General features: G+C 46.1%; 15 protein-coding genes. All 15 read left to right on the top strand.

What is annotated here, in order from left to right; all coding sequences use genetic code 11:
• Positions 1–9 precede the first annotated feature (9 nt).
• Positions 10–375 carry a flagellar protein FlaG gene (locus BLS15_RS23910; RefSeq protein ID WP_021257118.1) on the top strand — a complete coding sequence of 122 codons (366 nt, stop codon included), beginning with the start codon at positions 10–12 and terminating at the stop codon, positions 373–375.
• A gap of 6 nt (positions 376–381) precedes the next feature.
• The gene (gene fliS, locus BLS15_RS23905) at positions 382–750 is read left to right on the top strand and encodes a flagellar export chaperone FliS (protein WP_021257117.1); all 369 of its coding nucleotides are present in this window, start codon (positions 382–384) and stop codon (positions 748–750) included.
• Positions 717–1,124 carry a flagellar protein FliT gene (locus BLS15_RS23900; RefSeq protein WP_021257116.1) on the top strand — a complete coding sequence of 136 codons (408 nt, stop codon included), beginning with the start codon at positions 717–719 and terminating at the stop codon, positions 1,122–1,124. The genes fliS and BLS15_RS23900 overlap by 34 nt, the downstream gene beginning before the upstream one ends.
• An 18-nt stretch (positions 1,125–1,142) precedes the next feature.
• On the top strand, positions 1,143–4,289 hold the full coding sequence (locus BLS15_RS23895) for an IPT/TIG domain-containing protein (protein WP_028533412.1): 3,147 nt from the start codon (positions 1,143–1,145) through the stop codon (positions 4,287–4,289).
• A 301-nt stretch (positions 4,290–4,590) separates the two neighbouring features.
• Positions 4,591–5,601 (top strand): fibronectin type III domain-containing protein, encoded by a 1,011-nt coding sequence (locus BLS15_RS23890; RefSeq protein WP_028533413.1) that lies wholly within the window; start codon positions 4,591–4,593, stop codon positions 5,599–5,601.
• A gap of 180 nt (positions 5,602–5,781) precedes the next feature.
• Positions 5,782–5,979 (top strand): cold shock domain-containing protein, encoded by a 198-nt coding sequence (locus tag BLS15_RS23885; RefSeq protein WP_021257113.1) that lies wholly within the window; start codon positions 5,782–5,784, stop codon positions 5,977–5,979.
• Between the two features lie 253 nt (positions 5,980–6,232).
• On the top strand, positions 6,233–6,784 hold the full coding sequence (raiA, locus tag BLS15_RS23880; protein WP_021257112.1) for a ribosome hibernation-promoting factor, HPF/YfiA family: 552 nt from the start codon (positions 6,233–6,235) through the stop codon (positions 6,782–6,784).
• A gap of 411 nt (positions 6,785–7,195) precedes the next feature.
• A complete protein-coding gene (secA, locus tag BLS15_RS23875; protein ID WP_021257111.1) occupies positions 7,196–9,706 on the top strand; it encodes a preprotein translocase subunit SecA in 2,511 nt (836 codons plus the stop codon).
• A gap of 222 nt (positions 9,707–9,928) precedes the next feature.
• Positions 9,929–11,045, top strand: a protein-coding gene (gene prfB, locus BLS15_RS23870; RefSeq protein ID WP_138189568.1) for a peptide chain release factor 2 whose coding sequence is annotated in 2 segments (ribosomal slippage) — positions 9,929–10,000 and positions 10,002–11,045 — 1,116 coding nt in all. Because the reading frame shifts where the segments join, the coding sequence is not laid out codon by codon here.
• 339 nt (positions 11,046–11,384) lie between these two features.
• Positions 11,385–12,302 carry a YitT family protein gene (locus tag BLS15_RS23865; RefSeq protein WP_021257108.1) on the top strand — a complete coding sequence of 306 codons (918 nt, stop codon included), beginning with the start codon at positions 11,385–11,387 and terminating at the stop codon, positions 12,300–12,302.
• Positions 12,303–12,775: 473 nt separating this feature from the next.
• Positions 12,776–13,837 (top strand): N-acetyl-gamma-glutamyl-phosphate reductase, encoded by a 1,062-nt coding sequence (gene argC, locus BLS15_RS23860; protein ID WP_028533416.1) that lies wholly within the window; start codon positions 12,776–12,778, stop codon positions 13,835–13,837.
• A gap of 79 nt (positions 13,838–13,916) precedes the next feature.
• Positions 13,917–15,164 carry a bifunctional glutamate N-acetyltransferase/amino-acid acetyltransferase ArgJ gene (argJ, locus tag BLS15_RS23855; protein WP_051614177.1) on the top strand — a complete coding sequence of 416 codons (1,248 nt, stop codon included), beginning with the start codon at positions 13,917–13,919 and terminating at the stop codon, positions 15,162–15,164.
• A 209-nt stretch (positions 15,165–15,373) separates the two neighbouring features.
• Positions 15,374–16,210 carry an acetylglutamate kinase gene (gene argB / locus BLS15_RS23850; protein WP_021257105.1) on the top strand — a complete coding sequence of 279 codons (837 nt, stop codon included), beginning with the start codon at positions 15,374–15,376 and terminating at the stop codon, positions 16,208–16,210.
• A 110-nt stretch (positions 16,211–16,320) separates the two neighbouring features.
• Positions 16,321–17,532 carry an acetylornithine transaminase gene (locus BLS15_RS23845; protein WP_028533419.1) on the top strand — a complete coding sequence of 404 codons (1,212 nt, stop codon included), beginning with the start codon at positions 16,321–16,323 and terminating at the stop codon, positions 17,530–17,532.
• 65 nt (positions 17,533–17,597) lie between these two features.
• Positions 17,598–18,551, top strand: coding sequence for an ornithine carbamoyltransferase (gene argF / locus BLS15_RS23840; RefSeq protein WP_021257103.1), 954 nt, complete (start codon positions 17,598–17,600; stop codon positions 18,549–18,551).
• Positions 18,552–18,713: the final 162 nt, after the last annotated feature.

Here is an 18,713-nt window from a genome sequence, read left to right as displayed (position 1 = left end):
AGGATTACGATGAAGGTACAAGGTATTTCCAATACCTTAACTACAAATGAGATACCAACTCGAGTAGATCTTTCTCCCCCCCTGCAGCATGTTGGAACAGAATATGGGGTTTTAAAGGAAAAGCAAAAGGTAATGGGGCTATCTGTCGGGGAGAAGGCAATCCTTGATGCTATAAATCAAGTCAACAAGACGCTCGAAGGAGCTCCTCAGCGATATGAATTTAAGCTGCATCAAACGACAGGCTCCATGCTTATCAAGATTTATAATAAAGAAACCAATGAACTAATTCGAGAGATCCCTCCAGAAAAAATAGTAGAATTAGTAGCCAAACTACAACAACTTGTAGTTGGAGCAATCATTGATGAAAAGAGGTAATCTAACGTGCAGCAAGCAATGAACCGATATTACCAGACACAAATCATGACCGCTACGCCAGAAGAATTAACGCTGATGCTGTATAACGGATGTATTCGGTTTCTGAAGCAAACAGAAGCAAGCATGAATAACAAGAATTTTTCGGAAAAGAGTACGTTTGTATCTAAAGCTCTGGATATCCTTGATGAATTACAAGTGACATTAGATATGAAATATGAAATCTCGTCACAGCTATTGAGCCTTTATGAGTATTTTAAGGAAAGGCTTACATACGCAAGTATTCATATGAATACAGACGTATTGCGCGAGGTCATAACTATGATGGAGGAGCTACGAGATACATGGCAGGAAGCGATCAAGTTGGTAAAGCAGTAATGATTCAGTCAGGTTCATTGATTGACCTTGCTCACAAATTGTTAGAGATAACTCAGCAATATTTCTATACGATCCAAAGCGGGAGCGATGATTGGTATCAGCAATTAGAGGATTATGAATTCTCCCAAAAACATATTGTAAAAGGCATATTAGCTATCTCCAATGAACCCCTACCGCTAGGAGTAAAGGATCAAGCACAAAATATTTTTAAGAAATGCTATGATTTAGAGCTGCAAATAAAAGATTTGCTAGAGCTGCATCATCAAGAAGTAGCGAAGAATATTAATAATTTGCAACAAGGCAACAGACTAAAAAAGCAGTATGATCTATTTTCTCCTTATGAAGCGGGTTCATTGTTTGATACATTTAAATGATGGGGGTAAATCTAAAAAATGAAACGTTCTCTCTCAATGTTACTGACCTTTGTTCTTATGGTCAGCGGTATTGTAGCTCCGGGCCAAGTGCAAGGAGCCGCAAGTGATTATGTTCAAGTAAATAGAACAATCACTCCTGCAGAAATATCGACGAAGCAAGAAGCAACCGTGGAATTAAATGTCCAAGGTACTCCGCCGGTATCAGTTATTAAGCCTAATGATGTTATTCTCGTTATCGATAAGTCGGGCAGTATGAAAACGGAGAATAAGATGGAGGCTGCTAAAGAAGCGGCTAACGGGTTTATTGATTTAATGGATTTATCCGTGCACCGTGTAGGTGTTGTTGATTACAGTTCCCAGAACAATATTGGAGTTTCAAAGTTGACTGCGGATGCTTCGCAGGTGAAATCCTATATTAGCGGGATTACTGCAAATGGAGGTACGGCAACAGGAAGTGCTATTGATACTGCAATAGCTGAGCTACAACGTGATCCACGTGAAGGAGCCCAACCGGTTATTCTTATTCTTACAGATGGAGATGCAACTGAACCGGGGCCAGATCCTTACGGTACAGCATTAAAAATGGCAGAAAAGGCTAAAGAAGCAGGTATTGTATTCTATACAATCGCCCTATTAAATAAGAATGATAATCCCGATACTAGCGGGCCAAATTTGCTTCTTCGCAAAATGGCGACAACATTTGACCATCACCACTTCGTACTTGGATCGGTGGGTCTAAAAGACATATACGGGGCGATCGTCAAAGAAATTGGTATTGCTAGTGCTTATGATGTGAAGGTAACCGAGTATGTCAATGAAAAGTTTGAACTCGTACCAGATTCGTATCTCGATAATATTCCGCAGCCGACAGTTGAAGGAAATAAGTTAACATGGAGTTTCAAAGAATTAAAGAATAAAACACTGAAATTTACTTATAAGATCAGACCTAAAACTCAAGCTGAAACAGGTATTTTTAATACTTCAACGAATGACTCTATCGTTACCTACAAAGATTACGCTGGTGCCGATAGAAGCAAGCTAATAACGAATAGTAAAATTAAAGTGAAGTGGCCTGCGCCAGAAATCACGTCCATTATTGAACCTTCAGGGCATCCTAAAGGTGGTAATACGATTGAAATAACAGGTGACAATTTTAAAACTGGTGTCCGCGTTCTTTTCAATAACGCGGAAAGTAAAGATGTTACTTATGTAGATGAACAGCATCTAAAGGTTGTAGTTCCAGAAGGGAAGCAAGGTGCGGTTACTGTAACGGTAACAAATACGGACGGACAATCAGCATCAGGCACATATAAATATATTGCCAAGCCAGAAGTAACTGATTATTCGCCAAATGAAGGATTGATAACTGGCGGAACTCAAGTTGCATTTTCAGGTAACTACTTTGCTCCTAACATTAGCGTTAAGTTTGGTGATCAAGCTGCTACTGTAAATACCAATCGCACGAATTATTTGTCGGTAACCACTCCTGCAGCTGCTCAAGTAGGAAAAGTAGATATTGTATTGACAAATCCAGATGGAAGTTCTTTAACGATACCAGAAGGATTTACGTATAAAGAACCTGAGAAGCCTAAATTAGAAATTACTTCGGTAGCTCCAGACAAAGGATTGCCCGCTGGTGGAGAAGAAATCTACATTAATGGGAAAAATATTGAACAAGGGGCAAAAGTATACTTTGGTGCAACTGAAGCTGAAGTAGTGTCATTCATTTCGAGCCAACGTGTTCTAATTAAATCACCTGCTGGATCAGAAGGTTCTGTAGATGTAAAAGTAGTTAACCCTGATACGAAGGAAGCAATGCTGCCGAACGGGTTTACTTATCAAAATCCAGAATATCTTCCACCGACGCTCTCCGGTATCACTCCTGATTCGGGAGAAATGACTGGAGGCAATACGGTTTATATTACAGGTTCGAACTTTGTGTCTGGAATTAAAGCCTTTATTAATAATAAAGAGGGCGCTACAACATTCATGTCGCCTTCCCGTATTTCTGTAGTTGTTCCTTCTTCGGATACAGCAGCTACCGTTGATGTAAAGGTAGTTAATCCGGATTTGAAGGAAGCTGAGTTGAAGAACAGCTACACATATATGGAGCCGGCCCCAATTCCTCAACCTGTACTTAAAGCGTTGACTCCAAGTAAAGGCGACTTAAAAGGCGGAACAAGCGTCACAGTGAACGGCGAGAATTTCATTAAAGACGCTGTCGTGTTGTTTAATGATGTGGAAATGAAAGCAACTTTCGTTTCGGATAAGCAACTAAAAATGACAACCCCTGAATGGGCAACACCAGAAGTTGTTAAGGTAACTGTGAAAAACCCTGATGGGCAAACGAGTGTAGAGGACATATCCTTCACGTATGAAGAGCCTCAACCAGAGCCTGTCAGCATTACATTAATTAACCCTGCTAGTGGTCTTACTACTGGAGGGAACAGGGTTTATCTGAACGGGAAAAACTTCAAGAGCGGCGTTAAAGTTTTGTTTGGAAATCAAGAAGGTAAAGTCGATTCGGTTAGTGGCACGCGTATTGCGGTAGTTGTGCCTGCAGTAACTAATGTTCAAACAGTCGACGTTACTGTCATCAATCCGGATAAGGGGACGTTTACTGTACCTAACGGATATGCCTATACTTTGGTACAACCATCTATCTCTTCCATAACTCCTAATAAGGGGCCAATGGAAGGCGGAACTAATATTACAATCAATGGCATTAATTTTGAAGCCGATATGACTGTAACATTTAATGGAGTACAAGTTCCGATAGATTCCTTTACAAATACAAGAATTAAAGTTAAATCACCGGCAAATTTGAATCCTGGAAATGTGCCTGTCATCATTACTTTGGCTAACGGTGAAAGTGCAACAACTTCATTCACGTATGAAGCACCGGTGCTTGGACCAGCGCCAATCATTAATTTCCTTTCGGCAACAAGCGGTCCGGCAGCAGGAGGAGACACGATTTATATTAATGCCAAAAACCTTGTAAGCGGAAGTAAAGTATACTTTGGCGATACCGAGGCTCTTTCGGTTAGATATATATCGCAAATTCGTATGTCGGCTGTAGTACCTCCAGGAATGGGATCGTTAGAAGTGAAAGTTGTAAATCCAGATGGCCAAGAGAGCAATAAGGTTACGTATACGTATAACTAATAGATAAAAATTAGAGAGAGACTGGTTCATCTGTCATTTGAAATGACAGATAGCCAGTCTTTTTTTATAAGAAATACATTATTGGGGAAATGGTTTGTATACCCTAATGGCATGATGAAAAGTGATTTTTACTAGATTTAAAAGGATCGCTTCCGTAAGTTGTGAAAATCCGATGAAATATTGTTTTATGCAGCTGAACTTCTGGCTAAAAACTTTACTCAATAGGTTTTAATATATTACAATATATCTAGAAATTGCCTTCTAGAAGATTTTACTTCATAAAATTGTAGGAGGATGAAAAATGAGATTAAAAACAAGTTTTGCACGATTTATTGTATTTACTTTTGTCGTATTGCTAGGGACTAGCTCCTTTAGCTTGTCTTCAGCTTATGCGGCTTCGGCACAAGTGCTTTACATTGCCCCAGATGCATCTGTAATTTTAATTAAGGACGATGCTGACGACTATTATGTAAACGGGAATAAAATCTCTCAACAAGGGAATATGAATTGGGAGAGAGTGTTGGAGAATTCATGGTCGACGGGATCTTTTAAACGCTCGCAGTCAATTAGTTATTTTAAAGGAGCTAGTTCTATAGTAGCTGCCGTCGACGGTTCTTACTCTTCTCCATATACGGGTACCGTTCAGAAGGCGTTATTTATTCAAGTAAAAAAGGTACACATGATTAACAGTGAAATGACTTATACCCAATCTGGAACAAGTCCCGGACAATGGGTGATAAAAAGAACTGATGTATTCGGGCTAGAAACTCCGCGTTACACAGAAGATTTTGACCCAACCTCGTATTTAGTTATCAATGCGGATACTGGAAAAGTCGTAGATTTTTATTCCGGGTTAAATCCTTATTATTATTCGAAGGCTGAAACGCCTCAAGTTACGGTGAATAATACATCCGAACCGATTGCTATCCCTAAGGAAGCTCCACAGGTCTCTCTAACTGCAATCTCGGACAAGAGCGCAACATTAAGCTGGAACGCTGTCCCTCATGCGTTTATGTATGAAATCGAGAACAATGGGCAATCCTTTACGCTTTTGACCCGAACTGCGAATTTTGTAAATTTGACACCAGATTCCATATATCAACTTCGCATAAGAGCTGTCAATCATCTTGGTGCTGGACCATGGCAAGATGTCGCTTTCCAAACTAATCCTTCCGCTTCGCAGCCAATAGCTCCTAAATCAAGTATTACTGAAAAGCTTCAACTCGAAGAACAAGAGCAATTCACGTCTTCCGATTTAGCTGTTCAATTGCTTCAAACGATAACAGAGAGTGATTTATCCATTGAAAAATAAGAATTTTAAACTATTTACGTCATAAATATAATTAGAGTATGAGAAGTGTAGGAACTGTATTATTGAATAATAAGAAAAATATCCCTTTCCTCATTGACAACGCTTCCATCCGGTGATATAGTCGAACTTGTGAAGGATAAAAACTTCACGGCATTTGAAGATGAAGGGAATGTTATCGACATGCAAGGTAAAGTAAAATGGTTCAATGCTGAAAAAGGTTATGGCTTCATCGAAACTGCAGAAGGCAACGACGTATTCGTACACTTCTCCGCTATCCAAACTGACGGTTTCAAGACTTTGGAAGAAGGTCAATCCGTAGAATTCGATATCGTGGAAGGCGCTCGCGGTCCACAAGCGGCTAACGTAATCAAACTGTAATCATACCGACGTGAGTCGAATTATATATGATTCCGATTAGCTACACACCCCTGGCTTGAATGCCAGGGGTTTTTAGTTTTTCTTGAACTATCCCGAGGTTCTGATTCCAGCTCATCGACAAACATGTAAGCCGTTTTATAACCTGAGGATAAGGGTAAATAAAGATACGGAATTGTAAACGGATTGTAACCGTTTTTTTGATTCCTCCATCATAGCTATGGTATAATAAAGGTATCCAAAGGAGGAGTGCTATATGGAATATAAAGTTCGAGGTCAGAACATTGAAGTCACAGACGCACTGCTTGACTATGTCGAGAAGAAATTGAGCCGACTGGAACGGTATTTTGAAACTCCCCCTGCTTCAGGCGCTAACGTTACACTCAGCGTCATTAAGGATGTACACAGTATTGAAGTAACAATTCCATTACCGGGTTTGCTGCTGCGGGCCGAACATCGAAGCAAGGACATGTATGCATCGATCGATGGCGTCGTAGACAAGTTGGAACGGCAGATCCGCAAGCATAAAACGAAAGCCAACCGCAAGTTCCGTCAGGTTGGTGCGGCGGCAGAGCAGCTGTTCCGTGAACAGTCTACAGCAGCACCAGTTGCGGTGGAGGAAGAGGATGAGCTGGAAGTCGTACGGACGAAGCGATTCACACTGAAGCCGATGGACGTAGAAGAAGCAATCCTGCAGATGAATATGATTGGCCATAACTTCTTCGTATTCTCGAATGCGGAGAGCAAGGAAGTCAATGTTGTATATCGCCGTGATGACGGTCGTTACGGATTGATTGAACAAGGCTAAGAACGGGCACATTGAGTTCTCAGCTGCCATGTAGGGCAGAGAGCTCACCCGATTACCAAAAAAGGACTGAGCCTATTTCCACAACGGAATGGGCTCTTTTCACGTATATATAATAGTACGAGTTTTCAGAAGGTGCGATTTGTACCTCATTTTCAAATACCTTCTTTTAATATAGTGTAAATTTTCTTTTTGTTGCTGGAAGCAGGATAGCCCACGGTATGCCGCTACATTCGTGTGAAAATGTGATGAAAGATCGCCGAAAACATGCCCAGCGGCGGTTGCGGGACCCTGTTGAAACTGTTACAATTTATTGCAAAACGAGTCGATGTTACCGTTCTTGTGTAGAAGCTTGAATGAAGGATAGAGAACGGCCATAAAATCACGATCGGATTTGCGTGAAAGGGGTTAAGCATGCTAGGACTTGTAAAGAAAATATTCGGCGATGCCAACGAACGCGAAGTTAAGCGGCTCTTGAAGACGGTTGAGGTTATTAACGGTCTGGAACCCGAATTCGAGAAATTATCCGATGAACAATTACAATCGAAGACGGTGGAATTCCGTGAGCGTCTTGCAAAGGGCGACACATTGGATCAGCTCTTGCCAGAAGCATTTGCTACAGTGCGTGAAGCTGCAAAGCGTACGCTGGGCATGCGTCATTATGATGTACAGCTGCTCGGTGGTATGGTGCTTCATGAAGGCAAGATCGCTGAGATGAAGACAGGGGAAGGTAAGACACTCGTCGGAACACTTCCTGTATATTTGAATGCGTTGGAAGGGAAAGGCGTTCACGTCGTTACCGTCAACGATTACTTGGCATCCCGCGACAGCGAGATTATGGCTCAAGTATACAATTTCCTGGGTATGACAGTTGGTTTGAACCTCTCTGGTATGGACCACAACATGAAGCAGGAAGCATATGCGTGCGATATTACGTATGGTACGAACAATGAGTATGGGTTCGACTATCTGCGTGACAACATGGTGCTTTATAAAGAGCAAATGGTTCAACGTCCACTGAATTTCGCAATCATTGATGAAGTGGACTCCATCCTCGTTGACGAAGCGCGTACGCCGCTTATCATTTCTGGACAAGCTGCTAAGTCGACAGAGCTGTACTTCGTTGCAGACCGGTTCGTTAGCCGCTTGAAAGGTGAAGAGGACTACACGATTGATGTGAAGACGCGTCAAGTTGCACTTACAGAAGCAGGTGTGGCTAAGGCGGAGAAAGCACTCGGCGTGGAGAACCTGTTCGATGTGAAGAACGTAACGTTGAATCACCATATCCAACAAGCGTTGAAGGCTCACGCGATTATGCGTCTGGATGTTGACTATGTCGTAAATGACGGCGAGATTGTTATTGTCGACGAGTTCACAGGCCGCATGATGGCTGGCCGTCGCTATAGCGACGGCTTGCACCAAGCAATCGAGGCGAAAGAAGGCCTTGAGGTGCAAAATGAGAGCATGACGCTCGCAACAATTACATTCCAGAACTACTTCCGTATGTATCGCAAGCTTGCTGGTATGACGGGTACTGCGAAGACAGAGGAAGAAGAATTTAAGAGCATTTACGGCTTGGAAGTTATCCAAGTGCCGACGAATAAGCCGAACCAACGTAAAGACATTCCGGATGTCGTCTATAAGTCGGAAAATGCGAAATATAACGCGGTTGTAGAAGAAATCGTGAAGCGCCACAAAAATGGTCAGCCAGTCTTGGTTGGTACGGTGTCGATCGAGAACTCGGAGCGCTTGTCTGACATGCTCCGCCGCAAGGGTGTGAAGCACCAAGTCTTGAATGCGAAGTACCATGCGGAGGAAGCGAATATCATTTCTAGCGCAGGTCAACCGAACCAAGTCACTATCGCCACGAACATGGCGGGTCGCGGTACGGACATTATCTTGGGTGAAGGCGTACAGGAAACAGGCGGCTTGCACATTATCGGTACGGAGCGTCATGAGAGCCGTCGTATCGATAACCAGCTTCGTGGACGTGCTGGGCGTCAGGGCGATCCAGGTTCCTCGCAGTTCTATCTGTCCTTGGAAGACGAATTGATGCGTCGTTTCGGTGCGGATAACGTGCTTGGCATGATGGAGCGTCTTGGATTTGAAGAGGATCAGCCTATCGAGTCCAAGCTGATTACGCGTGCTGTGGAATCTGCACAGAAGCGAGTAGAAGGCAACAACTTCGACTTGCGTAAAGTCGTCCTTCAGTATGATGACGTTATGAACCAACAGCGCGGTATCATCTACAAGCAGCGCTTTGAAGTGCTTGATTCCGAGAATATCCGCCAAATCGTGTTGGATATGATCAAGCCATGCATCGAGCGCGTCGTAGATGCGCACTGTAATGAAGATGATATCCCAGAGAACTGGGATCTGGACGAAGTCGTGAACTACATGCATCGTCAAATGCTTGACGAGGGTACAATTACGAAGGATGACCTGTGGGGCAAGGAAAAAGAAGAAATTACGGAATTCCTGTTCGGCAAGGTTATGGAGAAATATACAGAACGCGAAGAGCGCATCGGGCCGGAACTTGTACGTGAATTTGAGAAGGTTGTCGTGCTTCGTGCCGTAGACTCCAAGTGGATGGATCATATCGATGCGATGGATCATCTGCGTCAAGGGATTCACCTTCGTGCTTACGGCGGTACGGATCCGCTGCGTGAATACCAATTCGAGGGCTACGAAATGTTCAACAGCATGGTAGCTTCGATCCAAGAAGAAGTGTCCACATACATTATGAAGGCTCAAGTAGAGCAGAATGTAGAACGTCAAGCTGTCATAGAAGAGAGCAAGATGTCTACGAATGCAGAACCTGCTGAGAAGCGTCCTGTTGTAAAGGGCGAAGTGGTTGGCCGCAACGACCAGTGCCCTTGCGGAAGCGGCAAGAAATATAAGCAATGTCACGGTAAGCAAGACTAATTGGCTGAACGAGTTTTATGCCGATTATAGTCATGAATACTCTTGCATCGGATATACACCGCTGCATAGACAGTAATAAACAGCATATTCATGGTGGATAGAGGCCAATGCGCAGCTCTCCACATGATAGACCCGAACGGGCGGCCGTATAGCCGCCCGTTGTTCGGGAGAAGGAAGCGACACTGCTCTCTTCCTAACCAATTTTGCCGAGGTGGTATAATGATGATCGACGCAAGTGTACGACACAATATGCGCAGCATCGCAGCTAAACTTACAAACCTTAGGGGGTCTCTTTGACTTCGATCTGAAGCAAGAGATGATTGCCAACTTCGAGGAGAAAATGGCTGCACCGGACTTCTGGGATGACAATGACAAAGCGCAAGGACTTATCTCTGAGATGAATGCAATCAAGAGCATTGTCGACCAGTATGGGAAGCTGAAGCAGGATTATGACGACAATGAAATGATGCTCGAGCTGGCAGAGGAAGAAGACGATGAATCACTAGCTGAGGAACTGACAGCGAATGTTGAACAACTCCTGGCCAGTATTGAGAATTTCGAGCTTCAGCTTCTGCTGAGCGAGCCTTATGATAAAATGAACGCCATTTTGGAGCTGCATCCAGGTGCAGGCGGTACCGAGTCTCAAGATTGGGGCCAAATGCTTCTGCGCATGTATACACGCTGGGCAGAGAAGCGCGGCTTCAAGGTTGAAGTACTGGATTATCTGCCAGGCGACGAAGCGGGCATTAAGAGCGTGACGCTGCTTATTAAAGGATATAACGCTTACGGTTATTTGAAGACGGAGAAGGGTGTGCATCGTCTCGTTCGTATCTCGCCATTTGATTCCTCTGGCCGCAGACATACATCATTTGTATCCTGCGACGTCGTGCCTGAGATTACAGACGACGCAGAAATTGAAATCCGTACAGAGGACTTAAAGGTCGATACGTACCGTGCGAGTGGTGCGGGGGGTCAGCACATCAATACGACGGATTCTGCTGTTCGGATTACCCATATTCCAACGGGCATCGTCGTAACATGTCAGACGGAGCGTTCGCAGATCAAGAACCGTGAGCGTGCCATGACTCATCTTCGTTCCAAGTTGTATGAGCGCAAGATTGAGGAACAACAGAAGCAGTTAGCAGAAATCCGTGGTGATCAGATGGAAATCGCATGGGGAAGCCAAATTCGCTCCTATGTATTCCATCCGTACAGCATGGTCAAGGACCACCGGACGCAGGTGGAAACCGGAAATGTCGGCGCCGTGATGGACGGCGACTTGGATACGTTTATTGACGCGTACTTGAGAACCTTAATTCAACCATCATCTGAAGCATAAATATGTTGGTACCGACTGCGAAAACCTGCGCCGATCTTTGATTGGGGCAGGTTTTTTGTTGTGCTTGAATGCTTTACCATGCAAGAGAGTGCACATAATAAGATAGGTTCATGGCACAGGATACAGATTTCTTGCCAAGTAATTCGACACCGCGGAGTTCTGGGATACTGTGAAGTAGTGTGACTCCGCTAAGTACTACGGCACTGCCGAGTATTGCAACAACGCCAAATGGTTCAACGCCGGCAAAACGGCAGCACTGCAGAGAATTATGTGACACCACCGAGTACGACGTTACCATAGCTGCAATACCATACTGTGTATTTACGAAGGAGAGACATTATGCCCCATACATCGGATTCATCTATTTCTCAATCGAGGAAACCTCGGCGTAACAACAATGGCTTACTGCTTCCATATGATCATCCCATGCGGGCAGTAATGGATTACGCCCTGCTTTTCCTTGGAGCCTTTATTATGGCGCTTACGTTCAATACATTAATGCTGCCGAACAAGATCGCATCAGGGGGCATTTCGGGTCTATCCATCTTGCTGGAGAGTCAATTTGGGTGGAACCCTGCAATTACGCAGTATGCATTCAATATACCGCTCTTCATTTTAGGGGTATGCTTGCTAGGCAAGCAGTTCGGGATTCGGACACTTGTAGGTTCCGTTTCCTTGCCGACCTTTATCTATCTCACACAACATTTAGGGCCTGCTACGGATAATCCGCTGCTTGCGGCTATTTTCGGTGGAATAGGGATTGGCTTGGGTCTAGGTATCGTATTCCGCGGTCGTGGCTCTACCGGAGGCAATGCCATTACGGCACAGTTGCTGAGTACTTTCGGTAAAATCAATATTGCACTGTCCGTCGCGATTTGTGACGGGGTTATCATTTTGCTTGCCGGATTCATGCTTTCCTTTGAAAACGCCATGTATGCACTCATCGCTTTGTTCGTCACGAGCAAGACGATCGATGTGGTCCAGGTAGGCTTGGGTTATACGAAGGTTGCATTCATTATTAGTGATGAAGCCGATAAAATTACGGATACGATTCTGCATGATCTTGATCGGGGATTGACGAAGCTGCAGGGCGAAGGCGGCTACACGGGCGAAGGACGCACCGTGCTCATGGTCGTCGTCGGTCAGAGCGAAGTATATAAGCTGAAGGCGATCGTCCGCTCTGTGGATCCACAGGCATTTGTCATTATTAGTGATACGAATGAGGTATTAGGCGAGGGATTCAAGGTGCAAGCGTAAAAAGAGCAAGAAGAGCAAGTCACACTTATGCCTAATAAGGTCTACAAGATATTCATTCGTTGCATAAGCTGTTCGATTTTATTCATAAAACGCAGTTCTATTCTGCATATCATGCCCCGCATGTATGTAGAATAGAACTGCGTTTTTTTTATTTGCGTTCAAGTTATCCTCATTGTAAAGTCAGATCATTTATCTCCGCAATCCCTATGTATCATGGGTTTTTGGGCGATATCTCCCCTTAGTATCATGATCCATCCTTTTATCTTTTTCGTAAAGAAAATGAAATTTCATGGAAAAGTCATTGTATTTATATAAATACAGTCGTATAATGATACATATTATTCATGAGGAATCATTTTCCTATACGTGTCAGTTATTTCAGGGCAGTAGCAATACCTCAGAGTTTATACCGATCACAACGAAGCATACGTTCAGGAGCTTATACGAGAGTAGTGAGGAATGGAGAGAGTGGAATGAATCAAGAGAAGCATGTACGAGTAGCCATTGTTGGTTCCACTGGCTACGGCGGTGTCGAACTTATCCGGCTGTTATTGAATCATCCGAATGTCACGATCACATCAGTCATTTCAGCATCAAGCGCAGGAGCACGCATTGCAGACGGATATCCGCATTTGCATGAAGTGATGTGCGATACGTTGGACGGGGTGGATGTGGAAGAGATGCGAAGGAAGGCAGACGTTGTGTTTACAGCAACTCCTTCCGGCGTGAGCGGACAGCTGGTGCCGAAGTTGCTGGAGGCAGGACTCGCTGTTATCGATTTGTCCGGGGACTTCCGCATTAAGGATGGCGAGCTATATACGACATGGTATAAGCACGCTGCTCCACCGGAAGATTTGCTAGCGGAAGCCAAGTACGGCTTGTGTGAGTTGTACCCAGAACGTGGATATGCAGAAGGGCGTAAGTTCATTTCCAATCCAGGCTGCTACCCAACGGCAACGCTGCTCGGACTCATTCCAGCACTGCAAGCAGGATGGATTCAACCTGACAGTCTCATTATTGATGCGAAATCCGGCGTATCCGGAGCTGGTCGAGGTGTAAACTTAGGCGTTCATTATGCAGAGATTAATGAAAACTTCAAGGCCTACAAAGTTAACAAGCATCAGCATATCCCGGAAATCGAGCAGGTTCTTAGCGAGGTTGCACAGCAGCCAGTAACGGTGACGTTCACCACGCACTTGGCGCCGATGACTCGCGGCATTATGTGCACGATGTATGCGACGCTTGCAGGGACATATATCGAAGAGGACTTTATATCTCTCTATCAAGAGTATTATGCAGGACGGAGATTCGTTCGCATTCGTCCACAAGGACAGTGGCCGGCAACGAAGGAAGTGTTCGGATCGAACTTCTGTGATATCGGTTTTGCCGTAGATCGGAGAACAAAGCGGGTAACGATTATTTCCGTTATCGACAATGTCGTCAAGGGCGCGGCAGGCCAAGCGATACAGAATTTGAATCATATGATGGGATGGGACGAGGCGACGGGGCTGATGCTCACACCGGTATACCCGTAACGTGAACATAAATACGGATAGCATGAAGCTATCCAATGAAAAAGATGTACGACTTTGATAAAGAAGAAGGTTGATAGGGATGCAAACGCAAGCTCTGAGCACAGAGGTGCAATTATTTAACATTATCGATGGATCACTAACAACACCTCATGGATTTCGGGCCAGTGGGCTGTATTGCGGCTTGAAGAAATCCGAACGCAATGATTTGGGAGCTATCGTATGCGACGTTCCTGCTGCAGCAGCTGCCGTGTATACAACGAATGTATTCCAAGCGGCGCCGCTTGCCGTAACGCGTGCTAGTTTGAAGGAAGAGGGCAAGCTGCAAGCCATTATTGTGAACAGTGGAAATGCCAATGCATGCACAGGCAAGCAAGGGGAAGCGGATGCTTACCGGATGCGCAGCGCATTTGCAGAGCAGCTTGGAATTGCGCCGCATTACGTGGCTGTTGCATCCACAGGCGTCATTGGAGAGCCGCTGAAGATGGATTGCGTGGAGAGAGGGATTGTGGAGCTTCCTAAGAAGTTGACGGAGCTTGGAGAAGGTGCAGAGCAGTTCTCACAAGCGATTTTGACAACAGATCTGGTGAAGAAGGAAGCATGTGCGGTCGTCATGGTTGATGGCAAGCAAGTTACGGTTGCGGGGTGCGCCAAGGGCTCGGGAATGATTCATCCGAACATGGCTACGATGCTTGGATTCGTAACGACTGATGCATCAATCGGCCAAGAGGCACTGGCAGGCTTGCTTCGTTCCACAACGAACAAGACATTCAATATGATAACGGTGGATGGGGATACGAGCACGAACGATATGCTTATCGCACTGGCGAGCGGCATGGCAGGCAATGAATCTCTCCATGAGCAGCATGAAGCATGGCAAGCGTTCGCAGCAGCATTCCACTATGTGTGTGAACAGCTTGCTAAAGCGATCGCTCGCGATGGAGAAGGAGCGACGAAGCTGATTGAGGTGCGTGTCACTGGAGCTGTATCAGATGAGGCGGCATCTGCGATTGCCAAGTCGATTGTTGGATCAAGTCTTGTGAAATCAGCTGTATTTGGTGCAGATGCGAACTGGGGCCGGGTTATAGCAGCTGTGGGTTATGCGGGGCAGCCGGTTAATCCAGATACGGTGGATATTCATATGGGGCCAATCACTGTGCTTCAGCAGTCAACACCGGTTGCATTTGATGAAGAGGCGGCGCTTGCCTATTTGAAGGGAGATACAGTCATCTTCCACGTTGATTTACATATGGGAGCTGGCGAATCCAAGGCATGGGGTTGTGACTTAACTTATGATTACGTGCGCATCAATGCGGCGTACCGAACATAGAGCGAGGCAAATGGAGGTCGTGATCTGTTGCAGTAACTGGACTGCAGTGACATAGCAACAGCAGCGCTACGAGCAGCGGATTTCTTTTTGCGCACAGTATTGGGATAGGAAATAAGAGAGAGACATCGGAGAGGCTAGATAAGCTGCAAGCAAGTGTAAAGTTTCATTAAGCGGTGTAAAGCAAGAGTGGGAAGGAGCGGCGTGGGAGTATGGCAACGACAGAAACTCAGGGCATAGAGCAGTCATCGGCGGCTACAGCTGTAAAGCTGTTCGTCATGAAGTGCGGGGGAAGCACCTTGGCAGCATTGCCGAATTCGTTCTATGAACAGCTTCATCAGCTTCAGGAGGAAGGTACAGTTCCTGTAATCGTGCATGGCGGTGGGCCTGCGATATCAGGCATGCTGGATAAGCTCGGTATCGAGTCCGAATTCATCGGCGGGCTTCGTAGGACTGATGAAGCTGTGCTTGACGTCGTCGAAATGATCCTCGCCGGACAGATCAACAAGCAAATCGTACGGCGCCTCACACAAGTAGGGGCTAAGGCGATTGGGCTGTCGGGAACAGATGGTGGACTCATTCAGGCGGAGCCGGTACCTAACGCGGCACAAGTAGGCTTTGTCGGAGATGTGACCCATGTCAATGCATCCTTGCTGGCTGGATTGGTCGACTTGAATCACATACCTGTGATTGCGCCAGTTGGTCTAGATCGTGCAGGCCAACGCTATAACATCAATGCTGATACTGCAGCAGGTGCTGTAGCGGCTTATCTCGGATCGGAGCAGCTTATTGTGGTAACGGATGTACCCGGCATTATGAGGAACGGCCCAGAAGGGAAAGTTGTACTTCCCGTTGTGACGATTGAGGAAGTTGAGGCGATGATCGAGAGTGGCGATATTTACGGAGGGATGATCCCGAAGGTGCAGGCTGCGATGAAATGTCTGGAGGGCGGCGTGCAGGAGGTTGTTATTGCTGACGGATCTGAACCTGATGTGCTGCGCCGATTGATGGCCGGGGAAGCGATCGGAACTCGAATTGTTAGGTCATAGATGACCTATTAAGACATGGAATAAATTGAAGGTTGGATCTTTTAGATGGAAGAATGCAGCAGCTGAGAGGCTGTGAACAGAGTAGCAGACTGAACGAAGGGGTGGAGACGATGACGAAGAATATAGATGCCGGGAAGGAAGCTAGCGCTTTGTTCCCAACGTATGCCCGCTATCCAATTGCACTGGTCAAGGGGCAAGGGAGCCGCGTATGGGACAATGAGGGGAAATGCTACTTGGATTTCATGAGCGGCATAGCTGTAACGAACTTGGGACATGTACCGGAGAGGGTCAAGGCGCGTGTACAAGAGCAGCTGGATACGTTATGGCACGCTTCGAATCTGTTCCATATCCCACAGCAGGTGCAAGCGGCGGAGCTGCTGACCGCGAATACATGTGCAGATGCTGTATTCTTCTGCAATAGTGGAGCGGAAGCGAACGAGGCAGCTATTAAGCTGGCGCGACGCTATCATACAGCAGTTGCTAAGACAGGGCGGTCGGAAATTATTACGTTTCATCAATCCTTCCATGGCCGCACTTTGGCGACGCTGACAGCAACTGGTCAAGACAAGGTGAAGGATGGATTCGCTCCGCTGCCAGCAGGATTCCGTTATGTACCGTTTAACGATAGTGAAGCGCTGAAAGCTGCGATAACGGACAATACCGCAGCGATTATGCTTGAAATCGTGCAGGCAGAAGGAGGTGTCTTCCCGATCAAGGCATCATTCGCTCAAGAAGTAGCTGCATTGTGCAAGGAGCACGGGCTTCTTCTCATCGTGGATGAAGTACAAACGGGAATGGGGCGTACAGGAGCATTGTTCGCACATGAGCATTACGGCCTTCAGCCGGATATCTTTACCGTAGCCAAGGGGCTCGGGAGCGGCTTCCCAGTAGGAGCTATGCTGGCGCAGGAATATCTGCGGGCAGCGTTCAGTCCGGGCACACATGGCTCGACCTTCGGCGGCAACCCGCTCGCGATGTCAGCTGTAGTAGGCACACTGGAGACGATGCTGGAAGAGAAGGCTGCGCAGCGGGCGGCGGAGAAGGGGACGACCTTGCTTAATGCGCTGCGGGTGAAGTTGAGCGATGTACCGCTAGTGAAGGATATACGAGGTCTCGGGCTTCTTGTTGGTATCGAGTGCGCGGAACCTGTGGCGGATATGATTAAGGAGGCACAGCAGGCAGGCTTGCTATTCATTAGCGCTGGTCCGAATGTGATTCGTTTGCTTCCGAATCTGTTCGTAACTGACGAAGAAATCGAAGAGGCTGTGGCAATTATCCACGATGTATTAGTGAAGCGTTCAGAGGTTGTTGCTACGGCATAGATGGCAATCGGAGCGTGTGCACAGATCGGATGGGAAGACAGCGACTATATACGGAGGTGGCCTTGATGGCAACAACAGCATCTACAATTGATTTGCGCGGACGCGATTTTATTGCGCTCGCTGACTATACGATGGAAGAATTGCAATATTTGATCGATCTCGCGATTGAGCTGAAGCGGAAGCAGAAGGCAGGCGAGGTGTATCAGCCGCTGAAGGGGAAGACACTCGGTATGATCTTCGAGAAGTCATCCACCCGCACGCGTGTATCGTTCGAAGTAGGGATGTACCAGCTCGGCGGCCAGGCATTGTTTTTGAGTAAAAATGATCTGCAAATTGGCCGCGGGGAGCCAATATGGGATACCGCCCAGGTGCTGTCTCGCTACGTGGATGGCATTATGATCCGAACGTTTGCCCATCGCACGGTCATAGATTTGGCGCGCGGCGCTACCATACCGGTTATTAATGGATTGACGGATATGAATCATCCATGCCAAGCGCTGGCCGATTTCCAGACGATATATGAGAAAAAAGGAACGCTGCAAGGCTTGAAGCTGGCCTATATCGGGGATGGCAATAATATGGCGAATTCACTGCTGATGGGAGCAAGCAAGCTGGGGATGCATGTCGCTGTCGCATCGCCCGAGGGATATATGCCGGATGAAGGCATTGTGAAGCAAAGCCGCGAGCAGGCGCAGCAGTCAGGATCTCAAGTGCTCATTACGAGTGATCCGAAGGAAGCAATCGCGAACGCCGATGTGGTCTATACAGACGTATGGGCAAGCATGGGGTTCGAGGCGGAGCAGTTGAAGCGTGAGCAAGCATTCCGTAACTTCCAAGTGAATGAAGAATTAGCTCGGTATGCGAAGCCTGATTATATATTCCTGCACTGCTTGCCTGCACATCGTGGTGAAGAAGTCAGTGAAGGTGTTATTGATGGAGGCCACTCTGTTATTTTCGATCAAGCGGAGAATCGTCTGCATGCGCAGAAGGCGATTATGGCTTCCTTGATGGGAGAGTAACGTATTTATGGATCGAATTTGATCGATAGATGGTCTGCTATTGCAAACGAGAATATGCAGGCATTTACTTCATTAGGAGCACTTATGTTACATGGGGCTAAATCGTAACGACCTAAATCAATTGAGGTGGACACTCACTTGGCTGAATAGGGAAACTTGATC

The organism is Paenibacillus sp. cl6col, from assembly GCF_900102125.1.
GTDB classification, from domain to species: domain Bacteria; phylum Bacillota; class Bacilli; order Paenibacillales; family Paenibacillaceae; genus Paenibacillus_B; species Paenibacillus_B suaedae.
Note: the sequence above shows the minus strand (reverse complement) of the source record. Positions and strands in the feature narration are given on the sequence as shown.